A 12,453-nucleotide genomic window follows, 5' to 3' on the forward strand; every position below is an offset into this window, starting at 1 on the left:
TCGCCGACAATTACAGCAGATTCCACGTTTATAAAGTACACCTCGGATCGATCGATCTCCGTAGGGACAAAGGCTTTCGCCGTGTCTAAAGCTGCACTTCATAAATCTGGAATACGCGGTAAATCAAAGATTCCAGTGCATAGAATGGCGATAAAAATAACAGCCCCAAGCTAAAAGTGCATAAAGTGAAAGTTGTCATCCGCAGGTTGGGTGGCTTGCGCTTGACCAGCATCGTGCAGGCAGCAAAGACGATCGATGCTAAGCTTTTGTGCATCTAATTTGACAGTCAATTTTTATAGAATTATTGTGGAACGGGCATCCTGCCCGTCTCTGGATTCAATTTAAATGCGTAGCAGCTTAACAGCATATACAAATCGCCGATCGCAAACGAAATGCTCAGCAGCCTTTCTAACGAGCCTCCCGCTATTAACATTAAAACACCGCCAACCACAACCATCATACCTGCTGCCCGTGTTAAGGAGATAGTTTCTCCATAAAATAGACCTCTTGCAAAAATAATTAGGACGGGCAAGATGCCCATCCCACAAGAAAAAATAACTCTTGTGGGACGGGCATCTTGCCCGTCCCATCAATTGATGAAAGGATTTTTGCAAGAGGTCTAATAAACGAGACATGAGTACGATAAAAATCAGCGAAGAAGTGGCAATTAAGGCGATTTTCAACGCCTGGGTTGTGCGATCTGCTACGTAGATCGAAGTGTTAAAAGCCGTCACGCCTAACAACATCGATACAGTCAAGTAAGGAAGATATTTTTGCACCAATTTCCAATCTTGAATTGTCGAGCGCACGGTGAATGAAGCCAAAGTCTCGACAGCAATCGCCCACCGCCAGAATGCCAGACCGGTCGGCAAAATATCCTGATTCAAAGCTCTAGCAACGATGAAGTTGCCAGCCCAAATAACAGTCGCAGCTACTGCTAAAAAATAACCCATTGATATTCTATTATTCATTTAGTTGGGTTAATTTTTTTGACTAATTTTAGCCAATTTCATTTGAATTAAATTAAATAGAGGAATGAGATACAAATAAAAGGCATAGGGGATAAAATCCGAATTGACACTCAAGACAGTTGCTGGGACTAAGCCTGCAATATTCCAAGGTATTAATGGAGAAATCACAACAGCGGTATTTTCTAAGTCTACAGCAAGTTGAGCGTCATCTAAGTTTTGTTGGCGATACTTTGATTCCACTAATTGATGAGTTAGGAGAATTGCGATAGTTTGGGTGCAGCCAAATGCTGCTGAGAAAATGCTAATTACTGTCGTCCCCAAAAACAAATCTCCTCTCGAGCGAGCTTTATTTAGATACACTTCCACAAATTCTAAAATCCTCGTCCCCGCAAAAATGCCGGCAAATGCTGTCGATACAATCACAACTGTCGAAACTTTGACCATCGATAAAATGCCTCCTCCCGCCACAATATCTTTTAAACTAGAAGTTGATTCTAATTTAAATCCGGCGATCGCAAATTGCAGAATCTCGATCGGCGAATAACCTTGGACGAAATGGGCGATCGCACTTCCGGAAATTACACTAACAGCCATTGCCATTTTGACTTCAACTCGCAATACACAAAGAATTAAAATTGTCAAGGCTGGCAGCCAAGTTATCGAGTTAAGATTGAAGGCTTTGGCAATTTCAAAAGCCAGGTTATTGCCAGCAACTTCAACTGGATTTGCCAAGGATAATATTAAATACAATATGCTGGAAACTATCAGCGGGTAAAAAGCTGTTACCGCCATATTTTTGAGGTTCGTGTAAATTTCTGTGCGGGTAATGGCGGCAATCAAATTAGCGCTAGAAGACATCGGAGAACACCGATCGCCAAAATAAGCTCCGGCAACAATGGCCCCCGCAATCATATTCGGATTGACACCGCTGCCGTTTGCCATTATCATTAAAGCAATGCCGATCGTACTCGCCGCACCAAAAGATGTTCCGAGCAGTACAGAAACAATGCTAGTTAAGATAAACGCCCAAAAAATAAAATATTGAGGGCTAATCACTTTAATTCCCCAATATACGAGAATAGGAACCGTCCCTGCAGCCATCCAGACAGCCATTACTGCCCCAATTAAAATTAAAATAGCGATAACTGAAAAAGATTTTTGACTGCCAGTAACAGCCATTTCGATTAAGCTTTTTAGCGGAAATCCCCTTTTTAACAAAATAGCAATCAAAATTACCATCGAAGCCAGAAGTGGAACAACTATAAAATAACCTTTGATGGCACTGAGTAAAAGTAGAACAAATGAAATAATTACAAAAAATAGCAAATCCATTATTGATGGGCTTTCATGTATTCTCTCAGTAATGTGTCGATCTGGGTTTGATAACCACGACCTTGAGATTTAAACCACTCCAAAACATCACTGTCAATGCGTAAGGTCACTTGAGCTTTAGTCTTAGGGTTGGGCAAGCCTCGCTGAACTACGGCTTTAGCAAACATTTCAGGCGTAATTTCTGGGCAATCAGAGAAATCAATATCTCGATCGGTCATGGCATCTAGGCGTTGCCAGTCAGTTTGAGATTTGCTCGAAGTAAATTCGTTGTTCATATTTAGTTGATTTTCTAGCATCTCATTTTTGCTTTCAGATCGTGGACGGTTGCATCATCATAATAATATATTTGGATGATATTCAGTGCGAGCGTCTCGCTCGCGATCTATGTCGCGAGCGAGACGCTCGCACTCCTAAAAAACGCTTTTTACCAAATTGGGATGCGTGCCCGACACAGCAGCCGATCGAAACAAAACGCTAAAATACTAGATATCACACAATTTCGGAGTTAATATTTGACACTTGCACCCGCGCGCGAAAACGTCCTAGCTTGGCTCTGTGACCGCGTTCCTGCTGCCCGCATCACACATATTCTCGGAGTCGAACAGACAGCAGGTGACTTGGCTCGCCATTACGGCCTCGACGAAGCAAAAGCCCGATCGGCCGGTTTGTTGCACGATTTGGCAAAATACTTTAAACCTCAACTGCTGCTGGAAATGGCCCAGAAGGAAGGTTTAGAGTTAGACTCAGTGTTGGAAGCACACCCGCATTTGCTGCACGCAGACGCAAGCGCGATCGTCGCCAGAGACGAATTCGGGGTGGTCGATCGAGAAATTTTGGACGCAATCGCCAATCACACCCTCGGCAGACCAAACATGAGCCAGCTCAGTTGTACCGTATTTATAGCAGATACCATAGAGCCGAGCCGCGGCAAGACAGCCGAACTAGAAGCACTGCGCGAGGCAAGCTGGCAAAATCTTTATGCAGCCGTGTGGCAAACTAGCGATTATTCTCTTAAATATTTGCTAGAAACTCGCTGCTACATCCACCCCCGCACCGTACTTACCCGCAATTGGGCGCTGCAAATGGCCCGCGAATCGCCGGAAACAGGAAATTCGACGGAGAAGTCGATCGAACAAATCACAAGTTAAAAGTAAAATTTATCAGCAATCCTGTTCTTACTTTTGGCTTCAACCTAACTCCTATTTCCCGTCTCAAACTGCCAACAACCGATCGCGAAAGCGCACCGATTCCCCCGAACCCGTATCAATTAGGAAATTAAACACTTAATGTCTGATTTAACCCAACTCGAATACTCCAGGGCTCAGTCTACACCAACGGACAGCATCTCCTCAGACGAAGCCCGCGGCCTGATCGTGACCGTTGCCCAAGCAGCCGATGACCGCAAAGCAGTAGATATTGTATTGCTCCGGGTGGCAGAAGTATGCTATTTGGCAGACTACTTTGCGATCGTCACCGGATTTTCCAACGTGCAGGTACGAGCCATCTCCCAAGCGATAGCAGACCAAGTGGAAGAAGAGTGGCAACGCTTGCCACTGCGTACACAAGGTCTATCAGACGCTAGTTGGGTCGTCATGGACTACGGCGACGCGATCGTTCACATTTTGAAGCCTCAAGAGCGGGAGTTCTACAATTTAGAAGCGTTCTGGGGACACGCCGAACGGATTGACTTTTCCCCCGCGCCGTGAGGATCGCTAATGTGAAAAACGTTTCTGCTTCTATTTGTCCCGTTCCGCAAGAACAGCGACCGATCAATGAATACCAAGAACTTAAAGAATCCTGGTTTTTTAGCTGGGTAACACTCAATTGGCCCGGATACCTGGCAAAACTAGCTTGGGTGTGGGCTTGGAGTTGCTTGGTATCGGTGCCGATAGCTGCTTCTAGCTTTGCTCCTGTCAAGTATCCAGCTCAGTTTGTCCTGTGCGGTGCCGCAGGTGCCGGTTTTATTCTAGGATTAGCTTTGCTGCGGCTCTACTTGGGTTGGTTCTACGTGCGATCGCGCCTTTCAAATCCCACGGTCGTCTACGAAGAGTCTGGCTGGTACGATTGTCAATCTTGGCCTAAAACTCCCGAGGTTTTGCTTCAAGACCAATTGATTGTCAACTACCAACTAGAACCAATTCTCAGGCGTCTGCGGCAGACATTTTATGGTTTGACAGTATTGCTGGTTGCTGGGGGACTAATTTGGAGCTGTTTGTAATCGGGAACGGGACAGGGGAGTTTTGAGTTTTGAGTTTTGAGTTTTGAGTTAGGAACGATCGCCAAAAGATTAACTTCACAACTCGCAACTCATAAATTACAGCTCGCAACTCACAACTCCCCAGTACCCCAATCTAAAATCTAAAATCTAAAATCTAAAATTGATATGACAAGGGGAAAACGAACCCAAGCTCCCGAACTGGAAGTCACACTGCTGCGCGAAGGTATTGTGGAATCGAAGCACCGCGCCCAGGCCGCTGTCTGCGACAAGCGCGGGCGCGTTCTGTCTGTTGCCGGTAACTCGGAAACGGCCTCATTTGTCCGTTCTTCACTCAAGCCTTTTCAAGCTTTGGCGGTGACGGGGACTGGCACTTTAGAACGCTACGAATTGACCGATCGAGATTTAGCAATTATTTGCAGTTCCCATCAAGGTACGATCGAGCAATCGCGCCAGGTATTTAACGTCCTGTGGCGCTGCGACATTGACCCCTCTAAACTTCAATGCCCCATTCCCGAAGGCAAAAAGAGCGCCCTGCAATACAACTGCTCCGGCAAACACGCCGGAATGCTGGCTGTCTGCCAGCAACTGCACTGGCCTATGGAAACTTATTTGCGCCGCAAACATCCCGTCCAGCAGCTTATTTTGGGCAAAGTGGCTGACTTGCTGGCAATGCCTGCCGAAGAGTTTATCAGCGCTCGCGACGACTGCGGCGCTCCTACCTATCTGTTGCAGTTGGGGCAAATGGCGTCTTTGTACGCTAAGTTGGCATCAGGGGACAATGTGGAGATGGAGCGGATTGTCCGCGCTATGACTCACCACCCGATGATGGTTGCCGGTGAGGGCAAATTTGACACGGAACTGATGCGCTTGACTCAAGGGGAATTGGTGAGCAAGTCCGGCGCCGAAGGGGTGCAGTGCATTGGCCGCGTTGGCGAAGGCATGGGCTTGGCAATTAAGGTGACGGATGGGGGAAAGCGCGCTCAGTTTGCTGTGGCGATTCACTTGCTCAAGCAGTTGGGGTGGATTACTCCGACGATCGCCGAAACTCTTTCGGACACTTACCTGACTCTGAGCGATTTTAAGCGCCTGGAAGTCTCCGGGGAAGTTTCGATGCTTTAGTGCGATCGAGACTCGCTCGCCAATTTCAGCAACCCCTTCCACAATCTAAAAAGTTTTTTTGATTTAGGGGTTGCAATTTTCACAAAGGTATGGTTATATTAAATAGAGAGACAAAGCGACGCGGGATAGAGCAGCCTGGTAGCTCGTCGGGCTCATAACCCGAAGGTCAGTGGTTCAAATCCACTTCCCGCCACCAAATTCAATAAGACAAACCCCGGCAGCCTAAAAGTTGCTGGGGTTTGTTTTATGCCGTCTGTTTGATCCCGTCTGCGATCGCCTCTTCGAGATGTTGAAACCAGTCTATTTTAGTCGGCAACAAAAATTAGGACACAGCACTGCTGTTTCCATACCGTATATTTGTGTTTTTCCCAAACGGAAAAAATAAGACCGCTCCTCAACCTCAACAATTAACAAAAATTAGGACACAGCAGTGCTGTGTCCCTACCGCATATTTGTGTTTTTCTCAAAGCGAAAAAATAAGACCGATCCTCAACCTCAACACTCAACCCTATACATTTCGACGACCGTTTGTGCAAGCTTTATTTGGCAAAAATCTGCAATCCGATATCCATATTTTTCAACTCTGAATTGGGAATTGCTAAGTCGGCTGAGCTTCCAGCCAATCAAAAATCAGGTTTAACTGTTGCAGCGTAACTAACCCGTACTGCCACAGAACCATCGGCAATTGGCTGGCATCTTGTTCACCGTGTCGGAGAGCAACGGCGATCGCAGAATTTGATATCGCCAACTCACCCCGCAAATAATCAATCAGTTGAGCCTTTCCCATCACCTTCACCGCCAGTTTTATGCGCTATTGTAAAAATCTGTAGCTAATCAGTCGGTATTGTCCGTTTAATTTCTCTGATTTTAGGTTTAGAATAGGGCATCTCGTGTGATGGAAACCGCACAAAAATTGTGATAAAACTCAGATAAAAAAGCGATCGCAGTCACAAGAACTCCGATCGCCAAAAATTGGGTTCCGCGATCGCTCCCGGGCTTCAAATTAATTGATTTAAAAGGGCTAAAGTCCTAGCTGAAGCTGAACTCCCGCTTCTGTACCGCTGTCGGTTTGTTGTGGAGGTAAAGGATTTCCTTGGCGCTGCGCGTCCGAAGGAGTAGTGATAAATTCCAATTGACCATCGATTTTGAGGCGAAATGTGTCGCCCAAGCTGCTTTCCCGTCGAGCAGAATTAGCCGCCGTTTCTCTTTCACCAATCAAGTTTTGGTAGTCCGAGTCTACTGTTCTGTCCTCCACAGTCCTGAGAGAGTCCCCAGATAATGTCGTTTCCGAATTTTGGGGCGCTGGTTGCAGTCTTTGTTGGGCGAGAACCGCCGGGGTCAAACCGATAAAAATTGAGCTCAGTCCCAGAGCAGTGCCAATAGTAGCAATAACTGCGTTCATCATCAATCCCTCCGCTAGTTGCATCCCACTATCCTGATTGTACCCAGCCGGAATTAAGTTGCACTCTATCAAAAGTAGCTGCCTGTGGAGATACAGCGTATTCCAGGTTTGTGAATTGTAGGGACACGGTACTGCCGTGTCCTGGGAGGGAAGCTCACGATAGGTGGGTGTACTTCATAAATGTGGAATCTGCTGTATCAATTGAAGTTGCTGTGAAAACTTCCGTTCGCGATCGCGATCCAACTCTCAGAAACCTGGTTTTTTACTCGATCGGCGGGATGTAACCTGTGTATTTTCGCCCATCAAACCCGGTTTCGGCCCAAAGCGCGCGATCGCGAACTACCAAATCTCAAATCTCAAATCTCAAATCTCAAATCTCAAATAGTATGAGCGTCTAAAATGCGATCGCGAAGTGATACTGTACAAGCCCGCGCGAGCGAAGCTATCTTCCCGCAGGGGTTCCCGAAGGGTAGGGAATCGCCAATGTTCCCAAAGCTCCCGATCGCGCTAAGATGGCGGTGGCAGTCGTTAAAAATTCAATTACCAGCGACAGATTCCGAGTTATTTACAGCACTTTGCCTACTAAAACCATCTCAACTTCAAAATCTGCGCTCAACAGGTTGTACTTTACCGAAATGTTGTGGGTTAATAATAGTTCTGCTTTACCATGCCAATCAAATATCTGACCGACCCGATTTTAAAAATGTCGGGCCAAGTGCCAATTCGCATCGTCCTTGTGGTGCCTTTTGCCATCCAGACTTTCGCTGCGGTAGGGCTGACGGGGTGGCTGTCGCTGCGGAACGGGCGCATAGCCGTTAACGATGTTGCCGCACAACTGCGGGCAGAAGTCACATCGCGCATCCAGCAACATATTTATACTTATATCAAAACACCCCACCAAATCAATCAGCTCAATCTCGACGCCATCCGTCTCGGCATTTTGAACGTGCAGGATAGTGATAGTTTGCAACGGTACTTCTCCAAACAAATCAAAACCTTTGATAAAATTAGCTACATTCAATTCGCCTCTCAACAAAAAGATTTTGTTGGAGTTGAACGCCTCGACGACGGCAAGTTGCAAGTTCAGATTTCTAATCAATCTACTGGCTATAACTTTCAAAGCTACGCACCGTCAGAGTTCGGGGAACCAACCAAGCTATTAAAAACTACTCTCAACTACGACCCCCGCGTCCGACCTTGGTACATAGCTCCGGTGCGGGCAGGCAAACCGACTTGGAGTAAAATTTATACTTATTTTGACGCTCCCAAACTAGCGATTACGGCCGCTATGCCAGTTTATGGCGAGGATGGCAAACTGATTGGAATCCTGGGTTCTGACTTGAAACTTTCCAAGATAAATCAATTCTTGGAAAGTCTAAAAATTGGCAAATCAGGACAGACTTTTATTGTAGAAAGGTCTGGGCAATTGGTGGCAAATTCTACTCCTGAACCGCCATTTATTGTTAGCAACGGCGTTCCGAAACGGATTGTGGCAACAAGCAGCAAGAATGTTCTGATTCGATCGACCGCCCGCTATTTGACAGAACGCTTCGGGGATTTGCACAAGATTGACAGCTCTCGCCAGTTAGATTTTACGATCGACGGGGAACGGCAATTTCTACAGGTGACGCCGCTCTCAGACAGCAGGGGCCTCGATTGGTTGATTGTGGTGGCTGTTCCTGAAGCCGATTTTATGGAAAAGATTAACGCCAACACTCGCTACACAGTGTTGCTGTGTTTCGGTGCTTTGGTGGTGGCAACGGCGATTGGCGCTCTGACTTCTAGGTGGATTGTTGTACCGATTCAGCGTCTGAGCAAGGCTGCGGAGGCTTTGTCGCGGGGAGAATGGGACTCGATGGCGGTAGATCCCCGCTTGATGGCGTCTGTAGACCGGGAGGATGAGGTGGGTGTCCTGGCTCGCTCTTTTAATACGATGGCCTGTCAATTGGAAGAGTCGTTTACTACTCTCGAAGATCGGGTTGAATCTGCGATCGCCGACAAAAATCAATTAATTATTTCTCTGAAAAAATCGCAGCAAAAACTCGCTCTCCACCTTCATCAAACTCCTTTGGGGGCGATCGAATGGAATCTCAATTTTGAAGTGGCCGACTGGAATTTGTCAGCGGAAAGAATTTTTGGATACAACCGTTTGGAAGCAATGGGACGCCACGGAGTCGATCTAATAGTTCCTGAAAGTGCTAAGGAGTATGTCAGGCAACTATCTATAACTTTGCTCGCTAATCAAGGCGGAGTTACCAGCATTAACGAGAACATCAGAAAGGACGGCAAAATTATTCTTTGCGAGTGGTACAATACCACTTTAGTTGATGCTGACGGGAGCATTATCGGGGTGGCATCGCTGATTCAGGACGTGACAGAATTTCACAGTGCGGTGGGGCAGTTGCGGGCCAGCGAGGAGCGGTTTCGCCAGTTGGCAGAAAATATTCATGAGGTATTTTGGATTAGAGAACCCAATCAAAAGCAGCTAGTTTATGTGAGCCCTGCTTGCGAGAAAATATGGAATTTGAGCTGTGAGAGTTTGCAGTCAGAACCGGAGGCTTTTTGGGATGCTATTCACCCGGAGGATCGCGATCGCGTCAAGGCTGCTTTTGAGAAACAGGTGCGGGGCGATTATGATGAGGAGTATCGGGTAGTGCGATCCCCTACGGGGGCTACGCCAACGGACGGCTCGATTTGTTGGGTGCGCGATCGGGCTTTTCCAGTCCTCCGCGACGAAACCGGAGAAATTTACCGCATCGTCGGCATTGCTGAAGACATTACCCAGCGCAAATTAGCCGAAGAATTCCAAAAAGTCGCTCAAACCGCTCAAGCTGCCAACCAAGCAAAAAGCGCATTTTTAGCCAATATGAGCCACGAATTGCGAACTCCCCTCAACGCGATTATCGGTTACAGCGATATGCTCAAAGAGGACGCTGAGGATTTAGGCTGCGAAGATTTTATCCCCGATTTACACAAAATTCAAACGGCTGGGAAACACTTGCTGTCTTTAATTAGCGACATTCTCGATATTTCTAAGATAGAAGCGGGGCGGATGGAACTTTACTTAGAAAGTTTCAACCCGGTTAATTTAATTGAGGATGTAGTTTCTACTGTCGCATCCCTCGTGGAGAAAAATTCTAATAAGTTTGAAGTTGATTGTGCGAGCGACTTGGGAATGATGTATGCTGACATTACCAAAACTCGTCAAATATTGCTCAACCTGCTGAGCAACGCAGCCAAATTTACAGAAAGCGGCACTATTACCCTCTGCATTGAAAGAGTTAAACATGACAGCTTAACAACTCAAGAAATAGCAGAACCTTCCGACTTAATAATTTTTCGCGTAGCTGATACGGGCATTGGGATTCCCCCAGAACAATTGCAGCATTTATTTCAAGCGTTTATGCAGGGCGACGCCTCAACTACGCGCAAGTACGGTGGCACGGGTTTGGGATTGACTATTAGCCGTCACTTTTGCTTGATGATGGGCGGCGATATGCAAGTTCAAAGCCAGTTAGGTTCCGGTTCGGTTTTTACTGTGTGCTTGCCGGCGCGCGTTAAATTATTGGTCAGCAGTTAGTCATACTTTCTGGGACACCTTTGTTAGCAAATCAACCGGGTTGGCTGACAAAAAACCTACGCTTTCAGATAAGTTCGGGACAAGAAACCAAGGTTATGATACCATGCAGCATAAGTCCTATCCTACTTAATTTCCCGTTTCGGTCGCCCCAAAAGTTGAGCTGTTAATACTCCGCCGACAAAGCCAAAGAAATGCGCTTGCCAGGAAACTCCCGGCTGCTGCGGCAAAACTCCCCAAATTAAACTGCCGTAGAAGAAACCAACAATTAAAGATACCATAATAGACGTAAAGCTGCGTTCAAAATAGCCCCGCAGCAGCAAAAAGCCGAAGTAACCAAAGATTAATCCGCTGGCACCAATGTGAACGGAATTGGGCGCGCCGATCAGCCAAACTCCCAATCCGCTGACTAGCACAGTGACGGCACTCACGATAAAAAAGTCGCTAATTTCTCGCAGCATTATCAACCAACCCAATGTCACAAACGGGAGGGTATTGGCGGCTAAGTGAGCAAAACTGCCGTGCAGAAAAGGCATAAACAGGATGCCTTCAAGTCCGTCGATGCTGCGGGGGCGGACTCCGTAGGCATTCAGCGCGCCTCGGAACAGGAATACATCGACAATTTCGATAATCCAGAGGAGGGAGACGAAGCCGCCGAGAATGGCGGCGTGGCTTTGCAATTCGCGGGTGATAGTTTTGGTTTCTGGGTTGCTCATGGGTTGTGAGGGGGGTGATACCGATTATTTCTAATTGTAGGAGTTTCTGGGCGATCGCGAGAAAAGATAGTTGGGGCGGGGTTTCAGGGTTTTTTGCAGCAGAGCTTATTTAAAACTATTATAACTTTCATTAAAAGTTCCGCATTTTCACGTATAGAATAATTCACCTCGATGCGTCACAATTGTAGATGAACTACAAAAGGAGAGTCAACCGAAGGTTGAAGCTAGAACGTAGAAGGCAGAATTTTTACCCGATCGATAAATCCTTGGGCTGGAAATGAGGACACTTTTTCGATCGCACACCGTGTCTAAAAAAAATCAGGAACTACTTTTATCGCCATAAGTCATTAATTCAAGAAGTTCAATCCGGTAAAGCAAAACGAGATGCTGTAGATACTGATTGTAGATAATATCGCACAAGCTCTACAGAGAGTTCTTGGCACCTCGTTATAAAAGAGGAACAGAGCAAAATGAACGTATTTGAGCATACAGTGCCCTACCGCACTCGGCCAAGTTGGGTATGGTTTGGCAAACAAGAAACCGCAGTTAGTGTCGCTACAAATTCTCAACCTTACGGTCAAAAGCCACACTTTGACCCCTTGCATCCGCTAAAACAATGGCTTGATAACACTGCAATTAAAAGTCAAAAGTTGGCCCGGTTGCTGTGTAAATTTATTCCCAGCCAGTGTCCGTTTGAGCGGGAAGTCAAAATTTGCGATCGCACTTTATTTTATATTCCGCCGCTGTGCAAGTTAAACCCGCTTTACGAACAAGTTGTGGGGATTCGGTTTCGAGCTTTGTGTTATTTGGCTGATGAGTGCGGTGAGGATGTGACTCCTTATTGTTAATTTTGCAAAAGCCTAAATTTCTAACTCTATTTTATGTTCGCCCTCCCTCTTCCTTGTTGGGGAGGGTCTTTTTATTTTTAGATTATGGGGCGGTTGAAACCATTATAGCCTTTCTCAGTAACAGTGCGGTACGCTTCGGTCATAGGGTCCACGGGCCCACGGGCATACCTCACAACGCTTGAGAACCGCTATATATAGCAATCCTAAATGATTTTCTAGACCTAGAGCAATCCTAATTAATTTTTTCCGTGCAATTATATTTATGTATTT

Annotated in this window: 13 protein-coding genes and 1 tRNA gene; 7 read left to right on the forward strand and 7 right to left on the reverse strand. The window is 46.4% G+C overall.

All coding sequences use genetic code 11. The features are described from left to right. Positions 1 to 85: 85 nt before the first annotated feature. The 4 genes from QUA02_RS14285 to QUA02_RS14300 all read right to left on the reverse strand — a co-directional run bounded on the left by QUA02_RS14285 (position 86) and on the right by QUA02_RS14300 (position 2,578). Positions 86 to 274, reverse strand: a complete 189-nt coding sequence (locus tag QUA02_RS14285; protein ID WP_333028695.1) for a hypothetical protein — start codon at positions 272 to 274, stop codon at positions 86 to 88. 67 nt (positions 275 to 341) lie between these two features. Continuing rightward, positions 342 to 971, reverse strand: a complete 630-nt coding sequence (locus tag QUA02_RS14290) for an EamA family transporter (protein ID WP_333028696.1) — start codon at positions 969 to 971, stop codon at positions 342 to 344. A 9-nt stretch (positions 972 to 980) separates the two neighbouring features. Then, positions 981 to 2,150, reverse strand: a complete 1,170-nt coding sequence (locus tag QUA02_RS14295; protein ID WP_333028697.1) for a Na+/H+ antiporter NhaC family protein — start codon at positions 2,148 to 2,150, stop codon at positions 981 to 983. 152 nt (positions 2,151 to 2,302) lie between these two features. Further along, positions 2,303 to 2,578 (reverse strand): BrnA antitoxin family protein, encoded by a 276-nt coding sequence (locus QUA02_RS14300; protein ID WP_333028698.1) that lies wholly within the window; start codon positions 2,576 to 2,578, stop codon positions 2,303 to 2,305. 237 nt (positions 2,579 to 2,815) lie between these two features. Between QUA02_RS14300 and yqeK the strand changes: the two genes are divergently transcribed. From yqeK to QUA02_RS14325, 5 genes are all read left to right on the forward strand, one after another. After that, entirely contained in the window at positions 2,816 to 3,451 is a 636-nt protein-coding gene (gene yqeK / locus QUA02_RS14305) for a bis(5'-nucleosyl)-tetraphosphatase (symmetrical) YqeK (RefSeq protein WP_333028699.1), read from the forward strand. 138 nt (positions 3,452 to 3,589) lie between these two features. Then, the gene (gene rsfS, locus QUA02_RS14310) at positions 3,590 to 4,009 is read left to right on the forward strand and encodes a ribosome silencing factor (RefSeq protein ID WP_333028700.1); all 420 of its coding nucleotides are present in this window, start codon (positions 3,590 to 3,592) and stop codon (positions 4,007 to 4,009) included. A gap of 11 nt (positions 4,010 to 4,020) precedes the next feature. Beyond that, positions 4,021 to 4,521 (forward strand): CGLD27 family protein, encoded by a 501-nt coding sequence (locus QUA02_RS14315; protein WP_333028701.1) that lies wholly within the window; start codon positions 4,021 to 4,023, stop codon positions 4,519 to 4,521. A gap of 165 nt (positions 4,522 to 4,686) precedes the next feature. Further along, on the forward strand, positions 4,687 to 5,640 hold the full coding sequence (locus QUA02_RS14320) for an asparaginase (RefSeq protein WP_333028703.1): 954 nt from the start codon (positions 4,687 to 4,689) through the stop codon (positions 5,638 to 5,640). Positions 5,641 to 5,759: 119 nt separating this feature from the next. Beyond that, positions 5,760 to 5,836: transfer RNA gene (locus QUA02_RS14325), tRNA-Met, on the forward strand. Between the two features lie 402 nt (positions 5,837 to 6,238). Here the strand turns inward: QUA02_RS14325 and QUA02_RS14330 are convergent. Together QUA02_RS14330 and QUA02_RS14335 are read right to left on the reverse strand one after the other, a co-directional pair. Next, a complete protein-coding gene (locus QUA02_RS14330) occupies positions 6,239 to 6,427 on the reverse strand; it encodes a DUF2949 domain-containing protein (protein ID WP_333028705.1) in 189 nt (62 codons plus the stop codon). 234 nt (positions 6,428 to 6,661) lie between these two features. Then, positions 6,662 to 7,066, reverse strand: a complete 405-nt coding sequence (locus QUA02_RS14335; protein WP_333028706.1) for a hypothetical protein — start codon at positions 7,064 to 7,066, stop codon at positions 6,662 to 6,664. A gap of 643 nt (positions 7,067 to 7,709) precedes the next feature. Between QUA02_RS14335 and QUA02_RS14340 the strand changes: the two genes are divergently transcribed. After that, positions 7,710 to 10,622: a PAS domain S-box protein gene (locus tag QUA02_RS14340; RefSeq protein WP_333028708.1), complete on the forward strand. Its 2,913-nt coding sequence runs from the start codon at positions 7,710 to 7,712 to the stop codon at positions 10,620 to 10,622. A gap of 122 nt (positions 10,623 to 10,744) precedes the next feature. Here QUA02_RS14340 and QUA02_RS14345 read toward each other — a convergent pair whose 3' ends face one another. Then, complete coding sequence (locus tag QUA02_RS14345; RefSeq protein WP_333028709.1) at positions 10,745 to 11,335, reverse strand: rhomboid family intramembrane serine protease; 591 nt, start codon at positions 11,333 to 11,335, stop codon at positions 10,745 to 10,747. Positions 11,336 to 11,805: 470 nt separating this feature from the next. On the opposite strand from QUA02_RS14345, the gene QUA02_RS14350 reads away from it, so the two are divergent. Beyond that, entirely contained in the window at positions 11,806 to 12,183 is a 378-nt protein-coding gene (locus tag QUA02_RS14350) for a Mo-dependent nitrogenase C-terminal domain-containing protein (protein ID WP_333028711.1), read from the forward strand. Positions 12,184 to 12,453 lie beyond the last annotated feature (270 nt).

The organism is Microcoleus pseudofavosus SVA1_A4 (assembly GCF_036700565.1).
In the GTDB taxonomy this organism is placed as follows: Bacteria; Cyanobacteriota; Cyanobacteriia; order Cyanobacteriales; family Microcoleaceae; genus Microcoleus.